Annotated in this window: 21 protein-coding genes; 8 read left to right on the top strand and 13 right to left on the bottom strand. The window is 64.2% G+C overall.

Annotation, left to right across the window (positions count from 1 at the left end; translation table 11 throughout):
• Positions 1 to 83 precede the first annotated feature (83 nt).
• Both P9272_RS10735 and P9272_RS10730 read left to right on the top strand, forming a co-directional pair.
• A complete protein-coding gene (locus tag P9272_RS10735) occupies positions 84 to 881 on the top strand; it encodes an ATP-binding cassette domain-containing protein (RefSeq protein ID WP_278160523.1) in 798 nt (265 codons plus the stop codon).
• Positions 878 to 1936 (top strand): ABC transporter permease, encoded by a 1059-nt coding sequence (locus P9272_RS10730; protein WP_278160522.1) that lies wholly within the window; start codon positions 878 to 880, stop codon positions 1934 to 1936. The genes P9272_RS10735 and P9272_RS10730 overlap by 4 nt, the downstream gene beginning before the upstream one ends.
• Positions 1937 to 1945: 9 nt before the next feature.
• Here the strand turns inward: P9272_RS10730 and P9272_RS10725 are convergent, their stop codons facing one another.
• A complete protein-coding gene (locus P9272_RS10725) occupies positions 1946 to 4576 on the bottom strand; it encodes a UvrD-helicase domain-containing protein (RefSeq protein WP_278160521.1) in 2631 nt (876 codons plus the stop codon).
• 278 nt (positions 4577 to 4854) lie between these two features.
• Here P9272_RS10725 and P9272_RS10720 point away from each other — a divergent pair, with 278 nt between their 5' ends.
• Positions 4855 to 7167, top strand: a complete 2313-nt coding sequence (locus tag P9272_RS10720) for a glucose/quinate/shikimate family membrane-bound PQQ-dependent dehydrogenase (protein WP_278160520.1) — start codon at positions 4855 to 4857, stop codon at positions 7165 to 7167.
• A gap of 15 nt (positions 7168 to 7182) precedes the next feature.
• Here the strand turns inward: P9272_RS10720 and P9272_RS10715 are convergent, their stop codons facing one another.
• Positions 7183 to 7620 (bottom strand): hypothetical protein, encoded by a 438-nt coding sequence (locus P9272_RS10715; protein ID WP_278160519.1) that lies wholly within the window; start codon positions 7618 to 7620, stop codon positions 7183 to 7185.
• A 229-nt stretch (positions 7621 to 7849) separates the two neighbouring features.
• On the opposite strand from P9272_RS10715, the gene P9272_RS10710 reads away from it, so the two are divergent.
• Entirely contained in the window at positions 7850 to 8746 is an 897-nt protein-coding gene (locus P9272_RS10710) for a dienelactone hydrolase family protein (protein ID WP_128258238.1), read from the top strand.
• 12 nt (positions 8747 to 8758) lie between these two features.
• Here P9272_RS10710 and P9272_RS10705 read toward each other — a convergent pair whose 3' ends face one another.
• From P9272_RS10705 to P9272_RS10695, 3 genes are all read right to left on the bottom strand, one after another.
• Positions 8759 to 9208 carry a response regulator gene (locus P9272_RS10705; RefSeq protein WP_128258237.1) on the bottom strand — a complete coding sequence of 150 codons (450 nt, stop codon included), beginning with the start codon at positions 9206 to 9208 and terminating at the stop codon, positions 8759 to 8761.
• Entirely contained in the window at positions 9205 to 10302 is a 1098-nt protein-coding gene (locus P9272_RS10700; protein ID WP_347404049.1) for a histidine kinase dimerization/phosphoacceptor domain -containing protein, read from the bottom strand. Before P9272_RS10700 ends, P9272_RS10705 begins: the two co-directional genes overlap by 4 nt.
• 185 nt (positions 10303 to 10487) lie before the next feature.
• Complete coding sequence (locus P9272_RS10695) at positions 10488 to 11417, bottom strand: DMT family transporter (protein WP_278160517.1); 930 nt, start codon at positions 11415 to 11417, stop codon at positions 10488 to 10490.
• An 88-nt stretch (positions 11418 to 11505) separates the two neighbouring features.
• On the opposite strand from P9272_RS10695, the gene P9272_RS10690 reads away from it, so the two are divergent.
• Positions 11506 to 11982 (top strand): Lrp/AsnC family transcriptional regulator, encoded by a 477-nt coding sequence (locus tag P9272_RS10690; RefSeq protein WP_128258235.1) that lies wholly within the window; start codon positions 11506 to 11508, stop codon positions 11980 to 11982.
• Between the two features lie 28 nt (positions 11983 to 12010).
• Here P9272_RS10690 and P9272_RS10685 read toward each other — a convergent pair whose 3' ends face one another.
• Together P9272_RS10685 and P9272_RS10680 are read right to left on the bottom strand one after the other, a co-directional pair.
• Entirely contained in the window at positions 12011 to 12208 is a 198-nt protein-coding gene (locus tag P9272_RS10685) for a hypothetical protein (protein ID WP_095815615.1), read from the bottom strand.
• 146 nt (positions 12209 to 12354) lie between these two features.
• Positions 12355 to 12840, bottom strand: a complete 486-nt coding sequence (locus P9272_RS10680) for a thioesterase family protein (protein WP_128258234.1) — start codon at positions 12838 to 12840, stop codon at positions 12355 to 12357.
• Between the two features lie 161 nt (positions 12841 to 13001).
• Here P9272_RS10680 and P9272_RS10675 point away from each other — a divergent pair, with 161 nt between their 5' ends.
• Positions 13002 to 14417, top strand: a complete 1416-nt coding sequence (locus tag P9272_RS10675) for an FAD-linked oxidase C-terminal domain-containing protein (protein WP_278160516.1) — start codon at positions 13002 to 13004, stop codon at positions 14415 to 14417.
• Between the two features lie 13 nt (positions 14418 to 14430).
• Here the strand turns inward: P9272_RS10675 and P9272_RS10670 are convergent, their stop codons facing one another.
• Entirely contained in the window at positions 14431 to 15399 is a 969-nt protein-coding gene (locus P9272_RS10670; RefSeq protein ID WP_278160515.1) for a Dyp-type peroxidase, read from the bottom strand.
• 195 nt (positions 15400 to 15594) lie between these two features.
• Here P9272_RS10670 and P9272_RS10665 point away from each other — a divergent pair, with 195 nt between their 5' ends.
• Complete coding sequence (locus P9272_RS10665; protein WP_278160514.1) at positions 15595 to 19518, top strand: AsmA family protein; 3924 nt, start codon at positions 15595 to 15597, stop codon at positions 19516 to 19518.
• 43 nt (positions 19519 to 19561) lie between these two features.
• Here the strand turns inward: P9272_RS10665 and P9272_RS10660 are convergent, their stop codons facing one another.
• Positions 19562 to 19996, bottom strand: coding sequence for a helix-turn-helix domain-containing protein (locus P9272_RS10660; protein WP_128258230.1), 435 nt, complete (start codon positions 19994 to 19996; stop codon positions 19562 to 19564).
• A gap of 189 nt (positions 19997 to 20185) precedes the next feature.
• Here P9272_RS10660 and P9272_RS10655 point away from each other — a divergent pair, with 189 nt between their 5' ends.
• The gene (locus P9272_RS10655) at positions 20186 to 21994 is read left to right on the top strand and encodes a chloride channel protein (RefSeq protein ID WP_278160513.1); all 1809 of its coding nucleotides are present in this window, start codon (positions 20186 to 20188) and stop codon (positions 21992 to 21994) included.
• On the opposite strand, the gene P9272_RS10650 is transcribed toward P9272_RS10655, so the two are convergent.
• The 4 genes from P9272_RS10650 to P9272_RS10635 all read right to left on the bottom strand — a co-directional run bounded on the left by P9272_RS10650 (position 21991) and on the right by P9272_RS10635 (position 23765).
• Positions 21991 to 22218, bottom strand: coding sequence for a ribbon-helix-helix domain-containing protein (locus P9272_RS10650; protein ID WP_128258228.1), 228 nt, complete (start codon positions 22216 to 22218; stop codon positions 21991 to 21993). The genes P9272_RS10655 and P9272_RS10650 overlap by 4 nt on opposite strands.
• A gap of 8 nt (positions 22219 to 22226) precedes the next feature.
• Positions 22227 to 22424 (bottom strand): DUF4169 family protein, encoded by a 198-nt coding sequence (locus P9272_RS10645; protein ID WP_278160512.1) that lies wholly within the window; start codon positions 22422 to 22424, stop codon positions 22227 to 22229.
• Between the two features lie 9 nt (positions 22425 to 22433).
• The gene (locus P9272_RS10640; RefSeq protein ID WP_278160511.1) at positions 22434 to 22964 is read right to left on the bottom strand and encodes an SspB family protein; all 531 of its coding nucleotides are present in this window, start codon (positions 22962 to 22964) and stop codon (positions 22434 to 22436) included.
• A gap of 117 nt (positions 22965 to 23081) precedes the next feature.
• Complete coding sequence (locus P9272_RS10635; RefSeq protein ID WP_278160510.1) at positions 23082 to 23765, bottom strand: TetR/AcrR family transcriptional regulator; 684 nt, start codon at positions 23763 to 23765, stop codon at positions 23082 to 23084.
• Positions 23766 to 23905: the final 140 nt, after the last annotated feature.

The following is a 23905-nucleotide window of genomic DNA, read 5'->3' as shown; positions in this document are numbered from 1 at the left end:
TCCCAGGCAGCCGGCCGGGCTTGGCTCGGCCGGCTGGACCACCGGCCGGCGGCCGGCAGACAGACAATTCAAGCGAGGATCGCATGGGCGAACGCATCATCGAACTGCGCGACATCACGAAATCCTACGGTCAGGTCTATGCGCTGGGCGGCGTCAATCTCAGCGTCGACCGCGGCGAGGTGGTCGGGCTCATCGGCGACAATGGCGCCGGCAAGTCGACGCTGATCAAGATCCTGTCCGGCGTGGTCAAGCCAACCAGCGGCGAGATTCTCGTGCGCGGCAAGCCGGTCAGCGGATGGAGCGCGGCGCGCTCGCGCGAGGCCGGCATCGAGACCGTGTTCCAGGACCGGGCGCTGGCCGTGCAGCAGACGATCGTGCGCAACATCTTCATGGGCCGCGAGCTCACCGGCTTCATGGGTTGGCTGAAGGTTAGCAAGGAGATCGCGGAAGCGAGCCGGCTGATGCGCGAGATCGGCTTCACCTCGAAAGTGTTCACGCCCCAGTCTATCGTCGGCCAGCTTTCGGGCGGCGAGCGGCAGGGCGTGGCGATCGCGCGCGCCATCTACAAGCAGGCGGAGCTGATCATCCTCGACGAGCCGACGACGGCGCTGTCGCTGACCGAGACGGCAAAAGTCTTCCATTTCGTGCGCCAGGTGCGGGCGAGCGGCCGCTCGATCCTGTTCATCGGCCACAACATCCACCACGTCTTCGACATCGCCGACCGCTTCGTCGTGCTCGACCGCGGCAAGGTGGCGCTAACGGCCGACCGCAGCGAGGTGAAGTCGGCCGACGACCTCATCAACTTCATGGAAGATGTGGCGCATCCCGGCGGTTTGCCGGGACTGCACGAGGCGGACGAAGCGGAGCAGAGAGCGCAATGAGCAAGGCCATGGAACCCGATCTGCAAACGCCTCTGGGAAGGGCAAGCGGCAAGGCGGCCAGGGAATCAGGCAAAGAGTGGAGCCATCCCTCGGACAACTGGCTGCGCGGCTTCGTCCTCGACAACCGCGCTGCGCTGGGCACGCTCGCCGTGTTCATCGTGATGATGGCGGTCTTCATGATCGCCAACCCGACCGTCTTCACCACCTGGTATCTCTACAGTTCGGTGCTCACGACGCTTCCCGTGGCACTGTTCGTGGTGGTGCCGCTGGTCTTCGTCGTCACCTGCGGCGAGATCGACCTGTCGTTCCCGGCGACGATGGGTTTGGCCTCCTGGGTCTTCGCGCTGGTGGTGCAGGCCGGCTACGATCCATTCCTCGGCATTGTCGCGGCGCTCGTCACCGGCACGCTGCTCGGCTTCCTGGTCGGCTCGCTGGTCGTCTATGGCGGGCTGTCGTCGCTGATCGCGACACTCGGCATGAACTTCCTGCTGCGCGGCCTGATCCAGATCATCAACGAGGGCAAGTCGACGGCGCTGACCAACCTTGCCGACAGCACGGCCTACAAGATTTTTTCCAGCCAGGTCTGGGGCATTCCGGTGCAGATCTTCTGGGCCATAGCCTTCGTCGTGTTCTCGGCGCTGCTCTTCAACCGCCACCGCTTCGGCGCGCAGGTGAAGGTCGTCGGCGACAATCCCGACAGCGCCAAGCAGATGGGCATCGACGTCAAGCTCGTGCGGGTGAAGGTGTTCGTCTTCACGGGCATAGGGGCGGCGATCGCCGGCACGTTCTCGGTGATGATCAACTTCACCTGGTGGCCGACGGCGGGCGACGGCTATCTGCTGCCGGTGCTGGCGTCGGTGTTCGTCGGCGGCACGCCAACCTGGGGCGGCATCGGCACGGTCGTCGGCGGCGCCATTGGCGCGGTAACCGTGTCGTTCATCCAGACCGGCGTGGTGGCGGCGGGCCTCAGCGGCTTCTACGTGCAGTTCTTCAACGGGCTGATCATCATCCTGTCGCTGCTCGGCCACAAGTGGAACCAGGCAAGGTATCGGTGAGGAGGCCGGTCACACCGGCGCGACAAACCCGTCCAGCACGCGTTTCTGGCCGGCCTTGTCGAAGTCGATGGTGAGCTTGTTGCCGTCGATGGCGGCGATGTTGCCGTTGCCGAATTTCTGGTGGAAGACGCGGTCGCCGACATTGAAGGCGGACGGCGCGTCGGCGACGGATTTGGCGACCAGCTCGCCCTCGATGGTGCGGCCCTTCACAGAGGTGCGCCCGGCGCCGTAGCCGCTATCGGTCTCGCCATAGCCGATGCGCTCGACCTGGTGGCCGGAGCGGGTGCCCCAGTTGCGGTCGGTCGCCTCGGTGCGGTTGGCCTGGGCGCGCTGCCAGCCGGGCGTCGCGTAGGTGTTGGAGAAGCTGCCCTGGTCCTTGGCGCCGATATTGTCGAAGCGGGAGGCGCCGTAAGGATTTTGCCTGCCCCCGCCACGACCCGAGGCGAAGGCGCCGCCGCCATAGGGATTGCCGTAGCCGCCATAGGAATTGCCGCCCTCGGCGATGTCGATATGGGTTTCCGGCAGCTCGTCGACGAAGCGCGACGGGATGGTCGATTGCCACAGCCCGTGGATCTGGCGGTTGGAGACGAACCAGATGTGCAGGTTCTTCTTCGCCCGCGTCAGTCCGACATAGGCAAGGCGGCGTTCTTCCTCCAGGCCGGAGCGGCCGCCTTCATCCAGCGCGCGCTGATGAGGAAAGAGGCCTTCCTCCCAGCCGGGGAGAAAGACGGTCTCGAATTCCAGGCCCTTGGCCGAATGCAACGTCATGATCGAGACCGCATCCTGTTCGGCATTCTGCTCGGCATCCATGACGAGGGCGACATGCTCGAGGAAGGAGCGAAGCGATTCATACTCCTCCATGGAGCGGATCAGCTCCTTGAGGTTCTCCAGCCGTCCAGGCGCCTCGGCCGAGCGCTCGTTCTTCCACATGTCGGTGTAGCCGCTCTCTTCCAGAATGGTCTCTGCGAGCTCGGTGTGCGGCTTCGTTTCCAGCGCCTTTTGCCAGCGTTCGAAATTGGCCGCGACCTCGCGCAGCGCGGCACGCGGCTTCGGCTTCAGCTCGTCGCTTTCGGCAAGCGTCGCGGCGGCCTCGAGCATCGGAATGCGCATCGCGCGCGCCGTGTCGTGGATCTGGCGGATGGTGGCTTCGCCCAGCCCACGCTTCGGCACGTTGACGATGCGCTCGAAGGCGAGGTCGTCGCCGCCATTCGCGACGACGCGGAAGAAGGCCAGCGCGTCACGGATTTCCAGGCGCTCGTAGAAGCGCGGGCCGCCGATGACGCGATAGTTCAAGCCCAGCGTGATGAAGCGGTCTTCGAAGGCGCGCATCTGGAAGGAGGCTCGCACCAGGATGGCCATGTCGTTCAGATTATGCTTCTGCCGCTGGTAAGCCTCGATGGCGTCGCCTACGGCGCGCGCCTCTTCCTCCGAGTCCCAGGCCGCATGGACATGAACCTTGTCGTCCTCGGGGTCGTCGCGGTCCGTGAACAGCGTCTTGCCGAAGCGGCCCTCATTGTGGGCGATGAGGTGGGAGGCAGCACCGAGGATGTGCGCGGTGGAGCGGTAGTTGCGCTCCAGGCGGATGATGGTGGCGCCCGGGAAATCCTTGTCGAAGCGCAGGATGTTGTCGACCTCGGCGCCGCGCCAGCCATAGATCGACTGGTCGTCGTCGCCGACGCAGCAGATATTCACTTTGTTCTCGCCCACGGCCGCGCGCTCGCTGGCCTCCGTGGGGGCGGCCTGACCGGCCGACGCCCGGTCGGGCTTGCGGCCTTCGGCAGATGGAGCGCGCCCGACATTGGGCCGCTGCGCCAGGAGGCGAAGCCACATGTACTGCGCGGTGTTGGTGTCCTGGTATTCGTCGACCAGTATGTATTTGAACTTGCGGTGATATTCCTTCAGCACGTCCGGATAGGCGCGGAAGATGCGGATCGGGTGATAGAGCAGGTCGCCGAAGTCGCAGGAATTCAGCGTCTGCAGCCGTTCCTGATAGGCCTTGTAGAGCTGACGACCCTTGCCGTTGCCGAAGCTGCGGGCGTCGCCTTCCGGAATCTCGTCGGGGCCGAGGCCCTTGTTCTTCCAGTTGTCGAGCATCTGGGCGAAGGTCTTGGCCGGCCAGCGCTTGTCATCAAGCCCTTCTGCCTGGATCAGCTGCTTGATCAGCCGCACCACGTCGTCCGTGTCGAGGATGGTGAAATCCGATTTCAGCCCGGCCAGCTCGGCGTGGCGGCGTAGCAGCTTCACGCCGATCGAGTGGAAGGTGCCAAGCCATGGCATGCCCTCGACATTGCCTTCGCCGATCAGATGGCCGATGCGCTGCTTCATCTCGCGCGCGGCCTTGTTGGTGAAGGTGACGGCCAAGATCTGCGAGGGGAAGGCCCTCCCGGTGGCGAGGATGTGGGCGATGCGGGTGGTGAGCACGCGCGTCTTGCCGGTGCCTGCGCCAGCCAGCACCAGAACCGGGCCTTCGGTCGTCTCAACGGCGAGCCGCTGCTCCGGGTTCAGGCCCTTCAGATAATCGGGCACGCTGTTCTGGCCGCTACGCGCCGCCATGGCGCGCGCGGCTATGCCGGACGGGGCCGCAGCGGGCCGCGCATTCGGTTCATCGAAAAAAGGCATGTCTTCGGAAAAGCCCGACATCGCCCCGAATGTAGTGATTCGGCAGCGAAAGACCAGAACTGTCTACGTTTTGTTCTAGTTTGGCGTGTGCCGGTCAAACTTGACAGCCGGAGCGGGCAGGGGAAAGCTGCCGGCAGGGCAGGGACGGTATGCCGTCGCTGAAGCCGCACTGGAGCGGATTGCTGTTTCCTGAACGGCGAACCGCTCCATCTTTTGTTTGACGCAGTTCCAAACGGAAAGCCGCTCCACGCTTTTTCTGGAATTGCTGCAAAGCGCGCAACAGTCGAAGGAGCACCGTCTTGGCTGTCACCATCACCTCCCTCGTCCTCTTCCTGATCGGTCTCATTCTCGGCGGCGGCGGCATTTGGCTCATCGCATTGGGCGGCAGCTGGTACTACCTGATCGCCGGCCTGATCTTCCTGATCACCGCCTGGCTGCTGTTCAGGCGCAGGTCGACCTCGCTCTGGCTCTACGCGCTGTTCGTTCTCGCCACTTTGTGCTGGGCGGTGTGGGAAATCGGCTTCGACTGGTGGCAGCTCGGTCCGCGCGGCGGGGTCATCGTGCTCGTCGCGCTGTGGCTTTTGACGCCATGGGCAAGGCGCGGCTTGCGTGGTCCCGACGGACGCGCGCCGCTGATCCTCGCCGTGCTCGCCTCGCTTGCGGTCGCCGGTTATTCGATGACCGCCGATTCTCACGACATTGGCGGCACGCTCGGCACCGAAAAGGTGGCGGCGGCGGCCAATCTGGGCGGCGACATGCCGGCCGGCGAATGGCATTTCTACGGCCGCACGCCTTTCGGCCAGCGCTATTCGCCGCTCGACCAGATCACGCCCGAGAATGTCGTCAAGCTGCAGCCAGCATGGACCTACCGCACCGGCGATGTGAAAGGCCCCGACGACGTCGGCGAGACGACCTATCAAGTGACGCCACTGAAGATCGGCGACACGCTGTTCATCTGCACGCCGCACAATTTCGCCATCGCCATCGATGCCGCGAGCGGCAAGGAAAAGTGGCGCTACGATCCCAAGATCAAGCTCGACAACAACCGCCAGCACCAGACCTGCCGCGGCGTGTCCTATTATGCCGATGCCAAGATCGCGGCCGGCCAGCCCTGTGCGCAGCGCGTCTACCTGCCGACGTCGGACGCTCGCCTGATCGCGCTCGACGCGGCGAATGGGCAGGTGTGTCCGTCCTTCGCCGAGGGCGGCACGCTGAACCTGATGGCCAATATGCCCTATCCGAAGTCGGGCTATTACTATTCGACCTCGGCGCCGCTGATCGTCGCCGGCAAGATCATCGTCGGCGGCGCGGTCAACGACAATTACTCGACCGAGGAGCCGTCGGGCGTTATCCGCGCCTTCGACGTCGAGACCGGCGCCCTTTTGTGGAACTGGGATTCCGCCAATCCGGACGTGACGACGCCGCTGCCCGCCGGGCAAACCTACACCCACAACTCGCCCAACATGTGGTCGACCGCGAGCGCCGACGAGAAGCTCGGACTGCTTTACGTGCCGCTCGGCAACCAGACGCCGGACCAGCTCGGCATGGGCCGCAGCGCCAATGTCGAGAAGTTCTCCTCCTCGATCACCGCGCTCGACCTCAACACCGGACAATTGCGCTGGGTGCGGCAGACCGTGCATCACGATCTGTGGGACATGGACGTGCCGGCGCAGCCGTCGCTGGTCGACATCACCACGGCGAGCGGCGTTGTGCCGGCGCTGGTCGGGCCGACCAAGCAGGGCGACCTCTACGTGCTCGACCGGCGGTCCGGCGAGCCGATCATTCCAGTGAAGGAAGTGCCGGCGCCGGGGGGCGCGATCGAGGGCGATCATGCCTCGCCGACGCAACCGGCCTCCGACCTTTCCTTCAATCCGAAGCCGCTGACCGGCGCCGACATGTGGGGCATCACCCTATTCGACCAGTTGGCGTGTCGGATCGAACTGAAGCGATTGCGCTATGAGGGGCGTTACACGCCGCCCTCTTTGCAGGGCTCGCTGATCTATCCCGGCAATTTCGGTGTCTTCAACTGGGGCGGCGTCGCGGTCGACCCGGTGCGTCAGGTGATGTTCGGCATGCCGACTTATCTCGCCTTTACTTCGAAGCTCATCCCGCGCGCGGACGTGCCGCCACCGGGCGACACGAAGGGCAGCGAGCAGGGGCTGAACCGCAACGAAGGGGCGCCTTACGCGGTGGTGATGGGGCCGTTTCTGTCGCCGCTCGGCATTCCCTGCCAGGCGCCGCCCTGGGGTTATGTCGCCGGCGTCGACCTGAAGACCGGCAACATCGCCTACAGGCACCGCAACGGCACCGTCTACGACATGACGCCGCTGCCGCTGCCGCTCAAGGTCGGCGTTCCAGGCATCGGCGGACCGATGATCACGGCGGGCGGCGTCGCTTTCCTGGGCGCAGCGGTCGATGACTATCTGCGCGCCTATGACCTCACCACCGGCAGGCAGCTCTGGCAGGCGCGGCTGCCGGCCGGCGGCCAGGCGACGCCGATGACCTACACCGTCGCCGATGGCCGCCAGTTCGTCGTCATCGTCGCCGGCGGCCATGGCTCGGTCGGCACCAAGCCGGGTGATTATGTGATGGCCTACGCCCTGCCCAAGTGAGGGATGGGTCGGACTTCAAAGCCCGAGGTGTCCCTTGAGGCCCGGGACCTGGTCCAGAACCCTGTTGGTGAGATCGGGACCCGCGGCGGCTTCAGCTTGCCTGACCAGCGTCTCGCCGGCCTGCTGGATCTGCGCCATATCGAGGCCGGAGGCCTTGAGAGCGGCAATGCCATTAATCAGCGCGCCGGCCTTCTCGCCGAGAACGCCGCCAAGAGCGCCTTCCAGCGACGAGAGAAGGCCGCCGCCCGAATTGGCTGCCGCGCCGGCGGCCATTACGTCATATTTCTGCGCCAGCGCGTCGGCGCCGGGGATCTTGGCGAAGAAAGACGAAACGGTGGTGCCTTCCGCCTCGTGCTCCAGCACGGAAAAGATGGTCCCGACAACCTTCTCTGTGGTCGGCTCGTCGAGGCCGGCCTTCGAGGAAACGGTGTTGATGATATCCTGGGCGTTCATGGCATTCCCCTTTTTGTCATTAGTATCGGTGAGGCGGCTCCGGCAACTTCGCGTCCTAATGTGACAGCACCATCAAGCCTTTCGGAAATGACCAAAATGTGATGAATCAAGTTGGCTCCCCGGCGCACCGCTCCGCTAAGATCCTTCGCAGGATCGTCACCCGGGGTGACTGGACCACGCAACTCTCGACCCTATCTTGCGGATCATCCGCCAACCGTCGAGGGCAGCCATGAACGAACCCGTCGCCAGGTCCACCCGGAGCATCATCACGCAGGCGATGATCGATGTCTATGACGAGTACACACATCTGACACTCGACCGGCGCCGCTTCGTGGAGCAATTGACAAGGCTGGCAGGCTCAGGCGCCGCGGCCGCCGCGATCGCGCCGATGCTGGCGGCCAATTCCGCCAAGGCGGCGATCGTTGCCGAAGACGACAGCCGCGTGAAGGGCCAGGACATTGCCTACCCCGGCTCGAGCGGCGAGATGAAAGCCTATCTGGTCAAGCCGGCCGATCAGTCGGGCAAGCTCGGCACCGTCATCGTCATCCATGAAAACCGGGGCCTCAATCCGCATATCCGCGATGTCGCCCGGCGTGTGGCTCTGGAAGGGTTCGTGGCGCTCGCGCCGGACTTCCTCTCGCCGCTTGGCGGCACGCCGCCCGACGAGGACAAGGCGCGCGACATGTTCACCAAGCTCGATCCTGCCCAGGTCGCGGCCGACGGCGTGGCGACGGTCGCCTATCTCAAGAGCCTCAAGGACGGCAACGGCAAGGTCGGTGCGGTCGGCTTCTGCTGGGGCGGCGGCGCGGTGAACCAGCTTGCCGTCCATGCGCCTGATCTCAGCGCCGGCGTTGCCTATTACGGAATGCAGCCCACGGCGGAAGATGCTGCGAAGATCAAGGCACCGCTGCTTCTTCACTATGCCGGTCTCGACAGCCGGACCAATGCGGGCATCGATGCCTACAAAAAAGCGCTCGACGCCGCGCACGTCGAATATAAGGTCTATGTCTATGAGGGGGCCAACCACGCCTTCAACAACGACACCTCGGCCGCGCGCTATGACAAGAAAGCCGCCGATCTCGCCTGGGGCCGGACGATCGCGTTTCTGAAAGAGAAAATTGCCTGACGCCTGTGTGACTCAGGGAATCGAAGGCGCCCACACGGCCAGAAAGTCGGGCGCGAGCGTGAAACCTGCCGGTAGTACCGAGACGGGAGGCGGGCGCCGCACGCCTTCCTGCAAATAGCGCAGGGCCGACCTCACGCCGTTCATCGTATACGGCTTCGCAATGACGCCTACAGCCCCGACGAAGTTCTCGGGGATGCGCTTCGGGTTTGCTGTCATGAACACGACCATGGGCTGGCCCGATCGCTGAATATGCTCGGCCACGTCAAGGCCCGTCGGGCCATCCGAAAGATGGACATCGACAAAAGCAATGTCGGCTTTGCTGGTATCGACCATCGCTTTCGCTTCGTCCGACGACATCGCCCAGCCCACGACGCTATGGCCAGCTTCCTCGATGAGGCTTTCCAGTTCCATCGCCAGAAGAGCTTCGTCTTCGACGATCAGCACGTTCAGCGGTTCGGTCATGACACGTCCCCTTTATGCTGAGGCCCGTTCGGCATTTTTACAACAACTTGCGTACCCGGACTTGTGTTCCGCCATTCGACATCGGCGCGAAGTTGCCGCCCGAGTTGCCGGATAAGGCGCATGCCGAAGGTGCTGCCGCTGGCCTCGCCGTCCATGCCGGCACCGTCGTCGGAAACTTCAATGATCAGGTGCCCGTCGGGTTGGCTCATCCTGACGCCGATGCTGCCGGGCACCGCCTCGTCCTTGAAGGCGTGCTTGAGGGCGTTGGTGACGAGTTCGTTGACGATCAGCGCCACCGGCGTAGCTTTGTCGGCCGGGACGATGATCGGCTCCAGGTCTAGTTTCGATCTGATCTGGGGGCGGCCGGATGCGGTGAGCAAATCCGAGACGAGATCCCTGGCAAAATCGGAAATGTCGAACTTGCTGACATCCTTGGACTGGTAGAGCCTCCGATGGACGGTGCTCAGCGCCTCGATGCGCTCCAACATTGTCCTCAGGGAGCTTTTTACCGCTTCGTCGCGGATGGTGCGGCTTTGCATCAGGATCAGCGATGAGATCATCTGCAGGTTGTTCTTCACACGATGATCGACCTCGTGCAGCAGCGCAGTCTGCGTTTCGAGCGCAGCTTCGAGTTCCCTGGTGCGCTCTTTGACAGCCTCTTCAACGCGCTCCTTGTCTGCCGTGATCTGCTGCTCCGACCGCTTACGATCTGACACGTCCAGCTGCGACGCAAAGAAGAACAGAAGCTCGCCCTTGTCGTTGGAGACAGGGCTGACATAGAGCGCGTTCCAGAAGGTGGAACCATCCTTTCGGTAGTTCAAAAGATCGATGCTGATATCGTTGCCATCGGCAACGGCAGCGCGGACTTCGGCGACCGCGGCGGCATCCGTGTCAGGGCCTTGAAGAAAGCGGCAATTTCTGCCGATGACCTCTTCGCGTGTGTAGCCAGTCAGTCTCAGGAAAGAGTCGTTGGCGAACACGATTGGATTGTCCGGCTTGCGCGGATCGGTGATGATCATCGACATGCGCGTGGCCCGGATGGCTGCGGCAAAGGGATCGCCTTTGCCCTGTTCGGCATGAAGATCATCTGTCATGTGCCAGGCGTCTGGCGCCTCTCTCGTACGTTTTCCGTCCATTTCTCAACTCCAAGCCAATATTCGCCGCGACAACGGCGCAGGCTTGGAATTGGTTCAATCCCGGGTTTTGTTGCCTCGGGGGGAAAAGTGAAGGAACAAAAACGTTGTTTACGCAAGTTTCTGAGCCGCAGTTGTTTTCTAAACTATTGCGGCATCGGCTTGTGCATCGCCACGCCTGCGATCACCATTGCGATACCAAGGCAGCCGGGAATGCCTGGCATCTGGCTCAACACGACGATGCCGATGAGTGTCGCCGTGAGCGGCAGAAGCGAGAGCATCAGCGCGAAGCTCGCGCGCGGCAGCCTCGCCATGGCGAGCTGGTCGCAGATATAGGGGATGACGGAGGAGCAGATGCCCACGCCGATCGCAGCGACAAACAGTTGCGGCGACGAGAAGGCGGGCAGCGCCTCGCGGAGGCCGATCGGGAACACGATGACGAATGCGATTGCCATGGCGGCGCCGAGGCCGGCGATGCCGTAGCCTACCTGGGCGACGCGATGGCCGATCACGATGTAGCCGACGAAGAGAGCGCCGTTGAGAAAGGCCCAGAACACGCCGAGCGGATCGCTTGACCATTTGACGTCAATGAGCAGCAAGGTGCCGATGACTGCGACAGCCAGCGCCGCAAAGTTGCGCAGGCTGCGCAGGCCGACCAGCGCGACCCCGATCGTGCCGACGAACTCGATCGCCGCGACCAGCGAGATCGGCAGGCGCTCAAGCGCCAGGTAGAACGAGCAGTTCATCACCGCGAGGCAGGCGCCGAAGGCCAGCAATAGCAGTCGCTGAGCGCGGGCGGCGCGCGCGAAGATGCGCCAAGGCGTGGTCAAAGGGGCGAAGATGAGAGCCGCAGTGGCGATGCGCAGCCAGGCCATGCCGAGCACACCGACCTGGTCGAAAAGCAGCACCGCGAAAGCCGGTCCGAGATAATGAAACACGGCGCTGACGCAGAACCAGACATGCGGCGGCAGCGCATTGGCTAATCCGCCGAGGGCAGGGCCGGTAAGGACAGGATGGGTGGCGTCGGCCCTGCCGACGGCCCGGTTTGCGGCTCGAGTTTGCGTTTGGCGGGTCATGAGCGCATTATCACAGGCGAAATGCATGGCTTACAGGCGTGATCGGTGTGTCATTCGTCCTTCTGGCTTCCGATAAAAGAGAGAAAAGCTGAGAAACCTTCGAAACGAAAATGCTGACCTGGATGCCGTGGACCTGAAGATCCTGCGGCTCCTGGAAAAGGACGCGCGCATCAGCACAGCGGAATTGGCGCGCGGGGTCGGGCTGTCGGCGCCAAGCGTGGCGGAGCGCCTCCGCAAGCTGCAGGAGAACGGCGTGATCGAGTCCTATACGGTCAGGATCAATCCGGCCGCTCTCGGCATGAAGCTGTCGGCATGGCTCAGGATCAGGCCGGTGCCGGGACAGCTTTCCGTGGTGACGGACATCATTCGCGAACTGCCGGAAATCGCGCAATGCGACCGCGTGACCGGCGAGGACTGTTTCATCGCGCTCGCCCATGTCGGCTCGGTCAGCGAGCTCGAGCGCGTGATCGACCGGATCATCCCGTACGCGATGACCAACACGGCCATCATCCAGTCGTCACCGGTCGAGCCGCGCTCGCCGCTGGGCGGCTTCAGGCAGAAGTGACGGGCAGGGATGATGGCGGATGGGATAATCAGGCGTGGCCGCGCCGCATGCGCGCCTGAGTCAGAATCGCGCGCCAGCGGATCATGTCGAACGGGATGGGTTCGTTGTTGTTGGCGATGTGGAAGATCTCGTTGTTGACGTTCTTCAGCGATCGCCAGAAATCATAGTCGGTGATGCGTGGATCGGCCGCCAAGCGCTCCACCTCGACCTTGATATCGGTTTTCATGCACTGTCCTCGCACCGCATTCCGCCAGCCGCCCGCGCGCAAACCCGGTACGGCGGTTTTCAAACGCGTCACTGAGTCGTTCAACGGACTCAAGCGACTTGTTCACGTTAAAACCCTGGTAAGGTTAACGCCGGCGGTGAGGTGCTTCAAGCGCTCTTGCGTTTGATGCCGATCGAGCGCCCGGCGCGCTCCGGCATTGGCAGGCTCGCGTGGGCGGTGCGCATGGCTTCGACCTTCGCCATCACGTCGGCAGGGAATGGGGCGACCCGCGGCCCGGCCATGTCGACATGCAGCGCCAGCTGCTCGGAGGTGGCGGCCAACCAGCCGTCGACATGGCGGATTTCCTGATAGGCCCTGAGCCGCTTCTCATCGTGGTCGATGAGCTGGAACGAGACCTTCACCTTGTGGTCGAGGTGCAGCTCCTGCACATAGCAGACATGGACTTCCGCCGTGTAGATGGTGAGGCGGCGATCCCTTGCGTAGTTCGGCCCCATGCCCATCATCTCGAAGGCGACATCCGAACAGCGATCGAACAGCACGTTGTAATAGGCCATATTGAGATGGCCGTTATAGTCGATCCAATTTTTCTCGATGCCCATCGGGTCGGAAATGAAGGGGGCGGGGATGGTCATCTGATTTTCCTTGACGCTCGACAGGGCGTGGTGGGTGAGGTTCTCTTTGTTCTGGCGCAATTCCGGAAGGAAAACCGCTTCACACTTTTCCTGGAATTGCTTTAGGCATCATCCATAGCTGCATATCAAGAGTGGCCGCTGGTCCATTCGCGGAGGAATTCATGGCTTTAAGCGACCTCAATCCCGTCGAACGCAACGAGGAAGGCATCGCCGCGGTGCTCGGCATCCTCAAGCAGCGCCTTGGCGAACGATTCCAGACAGGCGAGGCGATACGAGGCCAGCATGCGCACACCACCACCTATATCCCGACCCAGGCTCCGGACGGCGTCGCCTTCGTCGAGACGACCGAGGAGGTGCAGGAGATCGTGCGCGCCTGCGCTGCCCACCGCGTGCCGGTGATCGCCTTCGGCGTCGGCTCCTCGCTCGAGGGGCACACCAATGCGCCGGGCGGCGGCATTTCCATCGACACCTCGCGCATGAACCGGATCCTCGCCGTCAATCCGCAGGATCTCGACTGCACAGTCGAGCCCGGCGTGACGCGCGAGGACCTCAACAGGCATCTGCGCGACACCGGCCTGTTCTTTCCGATCGATCCGGGCGCCAATGCTTCGCTGGGCGGCATGGCGGCGACCAGGGCTTCCGGCACCAACGCGGTGCGCTACGGCACGATGCGGGAAAATGTGCTGTCGCTGACCGCCGTCATGGCCGACGGCGAGAGGGTGACGACCGGCAAGCGGGCGAAGAAAAGCTCGGCCGGATACGATCTGACCCGGCTTTTGGTCGGCTCGGAAGGCACGCTCGGCATTATCACGTCGCTGACGTTGAGGCTGCAGGGCATTCCGCAGGCGATCTCCGGCGGTGTGTGCCCGTTCCCCAGCCTGGAGGCCGCCTGCAACACGGTGATCGCGACCATCCAGATGGGCATACCGGTGGCGCGCATCGAGCTGGTCAATGCGCTGCAGATGCGGGCGATGAAGAACTATTCCAAGCTCGACTATCCGGAGAGCCCGTGCCTGTTCGTCGAGTTTCACGGCAGCGATGCGGGCGTGGCCGAACAGGCCGAGACTTTTGGCATGATCGCCGAGGAGAATGGCGGCGGGCCGTTCCTGTGGACCAGCGTCGCGGAGGAGCGGACAAAGCTCTGGAAGGCGCGGCACGACGCCTACTGGTCGTCGCTGACGCTGCGCCCCGGCGCCAAGGGGCTGTCGACCGATGTCTGCGTGCCGATCTCCAGGCTTGCTGAATGCGTCACCGAAACGGAGGCAGACATCGCCGAGATGGGGCTTATCGCGCCGATTGTCGGCCATGCCGGCGATGGCAATTTCCATGTGCTGGTGCTGATGGATGTGGACAATCCGGCCGAGATCGCGCTTGCCGAAAAATTTGTCTCCAGGCTCAACATGCGTGCCATCGCGATGGACGGCACCTGCACTGGCGAGCACGGCATCGGCCAGGGCAAGGTCGGCTTCCTGCGCCATGAGCTCGGCCACGGCGTCGACGTCATGCGCACGATCAAGCAGGCGCTCGACCCGCTGAACATCATGAACCCGGGCAAGATTCTGCCGACGGCGGGGTAACGCGTCGCCCGATCTATTCCACCGCGCCTTCGACCAGCTTCTGCAGCATGGGCCGCGTCGGCGCGAAGAAGGTCGTGCCGGTGTGCGGGGTGGAGAAGTCGAGCAGCCGGTCATAGGCGCCGGGTGGCTCGCCGACATACATGCGCTGCAGCATCCTTTCGATCACCCACAGATAGCGCGTGTAGCCGATGAAATAGGTGCCGAACTCGTTCTGCCCGGGACGGCCGAACGGCATGTTGTCGCGCAAAATGTCGTATTCGTTGCCGGCGTCGTCCTCGATGCTGGCCAGCGACTTGTGCGACTTGCGCGACTTGTGGTCGTCATCGATCTCGATGTTGTCGATCTTGGTGCGACCGATGATCTCTTCCTGGACATGCGTCGGCGTTTCTCTCCAGGCGGCCATGTCGTGCAGGTATTTCTGCACGACGACGTAGCTGCCGCCGGCAAAGTCGTCGTCCTCGTCGCCGACCAAGGCGGAGGTGGGCAGGTCGAGACCGGTCGGGTTGGCGGTGCCGTCGACGAAGCCGAGCAGGTCGCGCGCGTCGAAATAACGGAAACCGGAGACCTCGTCGACGACGGTCACGCTGCGGCCAAGGGCGTCCAGCAGGATGCGCTCGAGCTCGAAGCACATATCCGGCCGCTCGGCACGGATGTGGAAAAGCAGATCGCCCGGGGTCGAGGGCGCCGAATGCGCCGCTCCCTCGATCGGCGCGAAGGGTTTCAGCTCGCGCGGCCGCCGGTTGGGCGACAGACGGTTCCAGAGCCCGGCGCCGATGCCGGCGATGCAGGACAGCCGGCCCGACAGGTCGCGGAAGCCGACATTCTTGACGAGATCGTCGAGCTCGCCCAGCACCGAGGCGGCGGTCGAAAGCGCGGCCTGGTCACTGCCGACCGTGACGACGAGGAAAATCGCAGCCGTCGACAGCGGAGCGTCGACGCTCTGCGCGTCGATGGGCACTCTATCCCAGTTTTTGCCTGACATCGGGAACGCTCCGTGTTGGGTTCAGATCTATCGCGGCCAAGGACATGGCCGGAAGGGCAGGGATGGGCAAAAGAGATATCCCGACGGCGAGCGATCGCGCAACTGGAGAGGTTGGCGGCCGCCGGGCGCTGAATTGCCTCTTTATCGACACGCGGATGCGGGTAGAGTGCGGCAGACTTTCAACCCGGGAAACAGATGCTCGCCCGCCTGTTCGTGATCTTCGGTGGCCTGTTCGTGCTGGTGCTGTGCGCGGCGCTGGTGGTGCCGTATTTCATCGACTGGACGGGTTACCGGGGTGATTTCGAGCGCGAGGCGAGCGCCATCCTCGGCCGCAAGGTGACGGTGAAGGGCGATGCCACCGCGCGGCTGTTGCCGTTTCCGTCGGTGACTTTCTCCAATGTCGAGGTCGCGGGCGGACCTGAAGGCCAGCCGGCTATGACGGTCGAGACCTTTTCCATGGATGCGGAGCTTGCGCCGTTCCTGCGCGGCGAAGTGCTGATCTTCGACATGCGGCTGGTCCATCCGAAGGCCATCATCAATGTCGCCGGTGACGGCACCGTCGACTGGACGCTCCGGCCGTCGACACCCTTCAACCCCGGCCAGATCGCCATCGAAAAGCTGTCGGTGACCGAGGGGCAGATCGAGTTGCGCCATGCCGCCGGAGGTCGCAGCCATCTGGTTTCCGAGATCAACTCGACGATCTCGGCCAAGGCGCTCACCGGCCCATGGCGGATGGACGGCACATTGCGCTTCGATGGTCTCCGCACCGATGTCTCGGCTTCGACCGGCAAGGTGGAACCGGACGGGCAGATGCGGCTCAGGCTGAAGGCAGATCCCGGTGCCTATCCGCTGGTCATCGAGACCGACGGCAATGCCGGCATCGTCAAGGGTGCGGCGGTCTATTCCGGCCAGTTCAAGATTTCGGGCGCGGACAAGAACTCGGCGGAGCTGCGCGGCACGGACGGGGAGCCGGTCAAGATCAGCACCGGCAAGCCCGATCCGGGCTTCCGGCTGAACGGCAAGTTCGCGCTAGACCACCAGAAGCTCAATGTCGACGCGTTCCGCTTCGAGACCGGACCGCTCGACAATCCCTACACCGCCGACGGCAAGGCTTCGGTCGATCTCGGGCTGAAGCCGCATTTCGCGGTCGAGGCCAGCGGGGCGCAGGTGCAGTTCGACGAAGCCGTCGGCGGAGCCTCCGGTTCAGGTTTCACGCTCGACCAGCGCATCGCGGCCTTCGAGCAGACGCTGCAACACATGCCGAAGCCGACGATACCGGGCACGCTCGAGGTCAGGCTGCCGGCGGTGGTGGCGGGCGACACGACGGTGCGAGACGTGCGACTGTCGGCCGAGCCGGTCGAAGGAGGCTGGTCGGTCAAGTCGCTTGCCGCGACGCTGCCGGGCCGCACGACGCTCGAAGCCGACGGCATGCTGAGCGTCGAGGACCATTTCGGCTTCACCGGCTCACTGCTGCTCGCTGTCGCACAGCCTTCCGGTTTTGCTGCCTGGCTGTCCAAGGATGTCGACGAGGCGATCCGCCGGCTGCCCGCGGCAGGCTTCAAGGCCAAGGTCGACCTCAGCGAGAACCGGCAGTCCTTCAGCGACCTAGAACTGATTCTCGGCAAGGCGAGATTTTCCGGCAGCATCGACTCCAGCCAGCCGGACGGTGCCAGGCCTTCCGTGCTGATGCGACTGACAGGCGGCGAGATGGACCTCGACGGGCTCGCGGCCTTCGCCTCGATCTTCATCAGCGACAAGGGCGCCAATCGCTTTTCGGATCGCGATCTCGATTTCCAGATCAAGGCAGGCCCGGTCAGCGCCGTCGGGCTCAGGGCCGACACCGTCGACACGGCGCTGCGGCTGCGCGAGGGCCTGCTCGAGATCGATCGGCTGTCGATCGGCGGCCTGGCCGGCGCCTCGATCAGCGCCACGGGCCGGGTCAAGGACTTTCCGCAAAGCCCGACCGGCAAGCTCAACGCTTCTGTGGTGGCGGTGGACCTCAAGCCGCTGATCGATGTCGCGGCCGAGCATTACCCCGACAATGCCATGCTCAAAGGCCTGGCAAGCCGCGCGGCGGCCTATCCCGAGCTGTTCCAGGACGCGCGCATCGATCTCTTGACCAGCGCCGCCGAGAATGGCGACGGCACCACGGGCCTGGCGCTCTCGGCCCAGGGCAAGGCCGGCGGCTCGGCCTTCTCGGCGTCACTCTCCGGCAAGGGGAGCGCGGACAAGCTCTCCGAGGCGCCGGTGTCGATCACCTTCAACGCCCGCAACGACAATGCCACGACGCTGCTGGCGCTTTACGGCCTGCCGGCGCTGCCTCTAGGCATGCTCGGCCACGCCAACACAGACGTCTCGGCGAAGGGCTCGATCGCCGGCGGTCTTGCGACGAACTTCAACCTAACCGCCGACGATTTCAGCGCGAGCTTCGACGGAACCGTAGCCGATACGGCGCAAGGCGCCACCGCCAAGGGCAAGGTCAATCTCGATGCCGCCGACATCGAGCCTTGGTTGATGACGACGGGGGTAGGCCTGCCCGGCATGGGGACCGGGACGTCGATGTCCCTGGCGGCCGATGCCGATTTCGGCAACGGGCTTTTGGTGCTGAGTGGTCTCACCGGCTCGATAGACAAGGCGGCGCTGTCCGGCGACATCAACATCGACGCCAAGGACGGGCTGCCGCATCTTGCCGGGGCGCTGGCGCTCGACGGGCTTGACCTCGACCCGCTGGCGGTCTCGCTGTTCGGCGACCAGTCCTTCGCGCCGCCCAAGGGCGGATGGCCAACGACGCCGTTCAGCCAAAAATCGACCCTGCCGTTCAACGCCGATCTCGATCTCAACACATCGGCGCTGACCGTCGGGCCATTCGCGACTGCGCATGACGCCGCCTTCTCGCTGAAGCTCGATCGCGAAGGCATCCACGTCTCCGACCTCAAGGCGAAGCTCTATGGCGGCGATCTGACCGGCCTGTTCGAGCTGAAGAATACAGAGGGCACCGGCCTGTTCTCCGGCCAGATGAGGCTGGCCGGCAGCGATCTTTCCGCGGTCCTGCCGGGCGCCGGTATCGGCGGCAGCGGCGATCTTTCAGCGGCGCTGTCGACCAGCGGCAAATCGGTCGACGCCATGATTGCGGCTCTGTCCGGATCGGGCACCGCGGCGCTGAAGGGATTGAAGGTGGACGGCATCAATCCGGACGGCTTTGCCGCCATCATCGCGAAGGCCGACGCGATCGGACGTGATATCGACACGGCCAAGACGGCGGAGTTCGCGCCGCAGATCGCCGGGGAGGGCAGCTTCGTCGCCGGCGCCGCCGATGTGGCCTTCACCGTCGCCAACGGTACGGTGCGGGCGCCGCCGATCAGCCTCGACAATCCCGGCGCGACCTTGTCCGCCGACGTGGCCGCCGATCTCAACACGAGCACCGTCACGGCAAAGGGAACACTGACCTACCGCCCCGGCGACGAATCACTGGTCGGTTCCGAGCCTGCTCTCAATTTCAGCCTGGCCGGTCCGCTTGGGGCGACCGTGCTTCAGTTCGACAGCGGTCCGCTGGCGCAGTTCCTCACGCAGCGCGCGCTGGAGAAGGAGCAGCAGCGGGTCGAAGCGATGCAGGCGGCGCTGCTCGAAAAGCAGCGGCTGCGGCGCGAGGTGCGCTATTACGCGGCGCTGCAGATGGAGCGCGACAAGGCGGCCGAGGAGTTGCGCCGGCAAGAGGAAGAGGCGCGGCAGAAGGCCGAGGCGGAAGCCAGGGCGAGAGCCGAAGCACAGGCACAGGCCGAGGCCGAGGCAAAGGCCAAGGCCGACGAAGAAGCGAGAGCGAAGGCGGAAGCCGACGCCAAGGCGCAGGCCGAAGCGGATGCTAAGGCCCAGGCCGATGCGCAGGCGAGGGCGGAGGCCGAGCAGCGGGCCGCGGACGTGGCGGCCAAGGCGCAGGCCGAGGCCGATCGCAAGAAGGCCGAGCAGGCGAAGCTGGAAGCAGCACGCAGGGCGGCCGAGCAGGCGCCAAAGACCGACCAGTCGCTGCCCGGCGTCAATGACGGTTCGACCCCCGCGCCGGCAAAACCAAAGGCCAACCCGTTCACGATCGATAATTTGTTGAAGTCGCTCGACGGCGGTTGAGTTTTACGCCGCACGCGTGGCGGAGCTTGTCGAAGTGGGGAGCCTAGGACTCTTCCTGGCGCGAAAGCAGACGCCGCAGCATCGGCTCGATGCGCGAAAGCTCGTCGAGATGCGCTGCCGACAATTCGGCCAGGCGATCGTCGGCCAAAGGGGTGAGCTGCAGCAGGACGCGGCGGTGATCGCTCTTGTCCTGATCGCGTATGACCAGGCCTGCCTCGGCAAGGCGGTTCACCAGTTCCACCGCGCTATGGTGGCGAATGCGCAGCCGCTCGGCGAGATCGCCCACCGCCACCGGTGCGCCGCCTGGAAATCCTTTGATCGCCAGCAGCGCCTGGTGCTGGCGTGGCGTGAGTCCCGCCTCATCCGCCTGGACCTGGCTGAATTCGAGGAAGCGGCGGATCAGGTAACGGAACTGCGACAGCCGCTGGTAGTCGGCCTGGCTAATGGCGGGGCGTGGCTTTTTCGGCGGAGATGTCATTTTTCGACTTATGGCTCTTTGCCGTCAAAGCTCAAACTCTTTTGAGAGTTCGGAGCCCGACGCGATCGTTGTTCAAAATGACGCGGATCGATGATCGAAAAACGACCTTGAAGGATTATATCGTATTACGATATGACGCCGGCTGAAACCGGACGGTCTTCGCGCCGCCAGAAAGCTCAGGTTCCCAACATGAAATCCGCCCACGCCGGCAACGGCCATCTTCGCGACTTCACGACCGACCCTCGCGTGCTCATCATCGCGGCCATCGCCGTGGTGGTGGCGACTGCCGGGCTGTTCGCCGGCATCGTGCTCCTGAAGCTCATCAGGCTTGCCACCAACATCGCCTATTTCGGCCAGTTCTCTCTTGCCGACCTCAAGCTCGAAGATACGCCGCTTGGGCTCGCCGCGGTGATCGTGCCGGTGATCGGCGCGCTGATCATCGGCCTAATGGCACGCTTCGGCAGCGAGAAGATCCGCGGCCACGGCATTCCCGAAGCCATCGAGGCGATCCTGCTCGGACGCTCGCGGCTCGACGCCAAGGTCGCGGTGCTGAAGCCGTTGTCGTCGGCGATCTCGATCGGCTCGGGCGGACCGTTCGGCGCCGAAGGCCCGATCATCATGACCGGCGGCGCCATCGGCTCGCTGATTGCGCAGATGCTGCCGGTCAGCGACAATGAGCGCAAGACGCTGCTGGTGGCGGGCGCCGCGGCCGGCATGACGACGGTGTTCGGCACGCCGATCGCCGCCATCATGCTCGCCGTCGAGCTGCTTTTGTTCGAATGGACGCCGCGCAGCTTCATCCCAGTCGCGGTCGCCGCGATCGTCGCGGAAGTCGAGCGCACCCTGCTGCACCTGCCAAGTCCGATCTTTCCGTTCTCTGGCACCATGGAGGCATCGATCGCCGGGCTGGGCGGCTGGGTGCTGGTCGGCATTTGCGCCGGTTTGCTTTCGGGATTGCTGACGCAATTGGTCTATGCCTGCGAGGACGCCTTCCTGAAGCTGCCGATACACTGGATGTGGTGGCCGATGATCGGCGGCCTGGTGGTCGGCATCGGCGGCCTGATCGAGCCGCACGCGCTTGGCGTCGGCTACGACAACATCGCCAACGTGCTCGACGGCCACACGGTCGCAACCGCCGCGCTGCTGCTTCTGGTGGTGAAGGCCATTATCTGGTCGGTTGCGCTGGGATCCGGGACATCGGGCGGTGTGCTGGCGCCGCTGCTCATCATGGGCGGCGCGATGGGAGCGGTGCTGTCAGGCGTCCTGCCCGAGGCGAGCCCCGGCTTCTGGCCGCTGCTGGCAATGGCCGCGACCATGGGGGGCACAATGCGCGCACCGCTGACTGCCACCTTCTTCGCCACCGAGCTCACCGGCAACACGCATGTTCTGGTGCCGCTGATCGCGGCCTGCGCCACCGCCCATGCGGTCACCGTGCTGTCGATGAAGCGCTCGATCCTGACCGAGAAGGTGGCGCGGCGCGGGCACCATCTCGTGCGCGAATACCGCGTCGATCCGTTTGCCCTGACCAGGGTCAAGGAAGTGATGACGACCAAGGTCGAGAGCGTGCCGGCGACGATGACACTGCATGGCGCGGCGACCTTCCTGACAGCGCCGGACACGCGGCATCCGAGCTTCCCGGTGACCGATGAAGCGGGCCATGTACTCGGCGTCATCGATCCGCCGGCGATCTTGCGCTGGCGTCGCAACGGCAAGCATCGCAAGGCAACCCTCGGCGAGCTGCTCGCCGGCAGCAAGATCACGCTCGCTTATCCGGACGAATATCTGGAGGCGCTTTCCGACAAGCTGCTCACTGCCAATGTCTCGCATCTGCCTGTGGTCTCACGCGAGGACGAGCGGCTCATCGGCTATATCGGCTGGAAAGACATGATGCGGGTCAGGTCGAAAAAGCAGGCGGAGGAGCGCGACCGCACCGCCTTGCTCAGCTTTGGCGCGCAGCGCAAGGAGGCGCAACAAAGCGTCAGCGACGGCGCGGTCTAGGTCTCGTTGCCGCCGCGCTTCGCCCAAGCCAGCACATAGAGTCTCAGCGCGGATGACAGGTTGGCGTCGCGGGTGCGCGTCTCGTCGATTTCTGCGACCAGGGCCGCGAGCGACAGCGAACGTTGCGCGGCGATGGCGACGAGGTCGTCATAGAAGGGCTGCTCCAGGGAAAAACTGGTGCGGTGACCGCGGATCGTTACCGAGCGCTTTTCGACCGCGGCCATCGCAGGGCTCAGCGCTTGCCCGGGTCGTCGGGTTCTTCCCGGCGATGGCCTGCCACGAATTTTTCGGCCTTCTCCGACGTCAGCCGGTCGCGCTCGCGCTCCGCCTTCGAGCGGCCGTGCAGTGCGCGGTTCTCGCTCGCCTGGCGTTCCTTCTCGCTGCGCGCTCTCTGCTTGCGGGCCTGGCGGAGATTGACGACCTCGCCCATGGCGCCGTGCTATTTCTTGCGGAAGGCGTCGAGCGAAACGACGTCGGCACCCTTGCCGCCGGTGTCGGCGACCGCCGGCTTCTTCTCGGCCTCGGCGGCCTTCTTCTTGGTTTCCGGCTTCTTCTCCGGAACGACGGCGATCGGTTCGGGCGCCGGAGCGGCGGCCTCGTCTTCGACGCTCTCCGTCTTCACGTCGAATTCGAGTTCGAAATTGACGGACGGATCGTAGAAGCCGCGCACGGCGGAGAAGGGGATTTCGAGCTTTTCCGGAACGTCGGAGAAGGAAAGTCCGACCTCGAAGCCGGCATCCGTCACCTTGAGGTCCCAATACTGGAACTGGATGACGATGGTCATCTGCTCAGGATAGCGCTCGCGCAGCCTGGAGGAGATGCGCACGCCCGGCGCGCCGGTCAGGAAGGTGATGAAGAAGTGATGATTGCCCGGAAGGCCAGTGCGCGCGACTTCGGCCAGGACCTTGCGCATGACGCCGCGCAGAGCCTCCTGGGCCAGAATGTCGTAGCGGATATGGTCGTCGGCCATGTGATGGTCGGGTTCCGTTGAATCGTCCGCATAGCTGTAATCAAGCTTGAGCGCGGCGTAAACCGCATATAGGCGCAAAGCCGTGAGGCCAAGAGGGGTGCCAGCGATTTTGATCGCTCAGGCGTGAACGAGCGCCGCCTGTTTGCCGGCTGGCGACTTCTTCTTGGCGAAGGCGCTAAGAAAGGTCCGCACGCCGTTGGTGGCGGAGCGCAGCACCTCTTCCTCGGTAGGCATGCCGCCCAACATGAACGTGGTCTGAAGCTCGGCGTTGACGAGCGCGAGGAACTGGCGCGCCGCGACGTCAGGGTCGCCGATCGAAAGATGCCCGGCGAGGGCGAGCCGGGCGAAGCGCGCGGCAAGCGCCGACCAGGTGCGGCCAGGCCCCTGTTCGCGCCATTCGGCAAACAGTTCCGGGTAACGCTCGCCTTCGGCCTGGATCAGCTTGCGCAGGAAACGGCCGTCGCGGTTGCAGATGCAATTGCGGTTCATGCGTACGGCGAAGGCGATCAGGTCCGCTTCCAGGTCCGTGGGTTGGTCGGGGAAACTGCCTATGGTGGCGAAGATGCCGGCATTGCAGCGCTCCGTCAGGTCGCGAACCACGGCGACGAAGAGCTTTTCCTTGTCGCCATGATGGTTGTAGACCGTCTGCCTCGACACGCCGGCCTCGGCCGCGATCAGGTCGATGTTGGCGCCGGCATAGCCTTCGCGGCAGAAGACGGAAGCGGCCGCATCAACCACCGACACGCGCTTGGCCTCGTGGCTGCGCGGCGGGAAAGTGTCAGGAGAAACGCCGTGCTTCATCGAAATCTATATAGCTGTGATTGACGAATTGGACAAGGGCGTCTAAATTTGTGGACACAATAATGGGAATTCCGAGCTTCGAGAGCCGTCCACATTCGCTCTTACGAGACGAATGATGGCGCTCTTCGGTGTCGGATTGC

The sequence above is a fragment of the Mesorhizobium sp. WSM4976 genome, from assembly GCF_029625685.1.
Taxonomy (GTDB): Bacteria; Pseudomonadota; Alphaproteobacteria; order Rhizobiales; family Rhizobiaceae; genus Mesorhizobium.
This window is presented reverse-complemented; position numbering and strand designations above follow the sequence as displayed.

Coding starts and splice junctions, on each gene's coding strand:
- P9272_RS10735 (WP_278160523.1), top strand. CDS start 84: ATGGGCGAACGCATCATCGAACTGCGCGACATCACGAAATCCTACGGT.
- P9272_RS10730 (WP_278160522.1), top strand. CDS start 878: ATGAGCAAGGCCATGGAACCCGATCTGCAAACGCCTCTGGGAAGGGCA.
- P9272_RS10725 (WP_278160521.1), bottom strand. CDS start 4,576: ATGTCGGGCTTTTCCGAAGACATGCCTTTTTTCGATGAACCGAATGCG.
- P9272_RS10715 (WP_278160519.1), bottom strand. CDS start 7,620: ATGAACGCCCAGGATATCATCAACACCGTTTCCTCGAAGGCCGGCCTC.
- P9272_RS10710 (WP_128258238.1), top strand. CDS start 7,850: ATGAACGAACCCGTCGCCAGGTCCACCCGGAGCATCATCACGCAGGCG.
- P9272_RS10705 (WP_128258237.1), bottom strand. CDS start 9,208: ATGACCGAACCGCTGAACGTGCTGATCGTCGAAGACGAAGCTCTTCTG.
- P9272_RS10700 (WP_347404049.1), bottom strand. CDS start 10,302: ATGACAGATGATCTTCATGCCGAACAGGGCAAAGGCGATCCCTTTGCC.
- P9272_RS10695 (WP_278160517.1), bottom strand. CDS start 11,417: ATGACCCGCCAAACGCAAACTCGAGCCGCAAACCGGGCCGTCGGCAGG.
- P9272_RS10685 (WP_095815615.1), bottom strand. CDS start 12,208: ATGAAAACCGATATCAAGGTCGAGGTGGAGCGCTTGGCGGCCGATCCA.
- P9272_RS10680 (WP_128258234.1), bottom strand. CDS start 12,840: ATGACCATCCCCGCCCCCTTCATTTCCGACCCGATGGGCATCGAGAAA.
- P9272_RS10675 (WP_278160516.1), top strand. CDS start 13,002: ATGGCTTTAAGCGACCTCAATCCCGTCGAACGCAACGAGGAAGGCATC.
- P9272_RS10670 (WP_278160515.1), bottom strand. CDS start 15,399: ATGTCAGGCAAAAACTGGGATAGAGTGCCCATCGACGCGCAGAGCGTC.
- P9272_RS10665 (WP_278160514.1), top strand. CDS start 15,595: ATGCTCGCCCGCCTGTTCGTGATCTTCGGTGGCCTGTTCGTGCTGGTG.
- P9272_RS10660 (WP_128258230.1), bottom strand. CDS start 19,996: ATGACATCTCCGCCGAAAAAGCCACGCCCCGCCATTAGCCAGGCCGAC.
- P9272_RS10655 (WP_278160513.1), top strand. CDS start 20,186: ATGAAATCCGCCCACGCCGGCAACGGCCATCTTCGCGACTTCACGACC.
- P9272_RS10650 (WP_128258228.1), bottom strand. CDS start 22,218: ATGGCCGCGGTCGAAAAGCGCTCGGTAACGATCCGCGGTCACCGCACC.
- P9272_RS10645 (WP_278160512.1), bottom strand. CDS start 22,424: ATGGGCGAGGTCGTCAATCTCCGCCAGGCCCGCAAGCAGAGAGCGCGC.
- P9272_RS10640 (WP_278160511.1), bottom strand. CDS start 22,964: ATGGCCGACGACCATATCCGCTACGACATTCTGGCCCAGGAGGCTCTG.
- P9272_RS10635 (WP_278160510.1), bottom strand. CDS start 23,765: ATGAAGCACGGCGTTTCTCCTGACACTTTCCCGCCGCGCAGCCACGAG.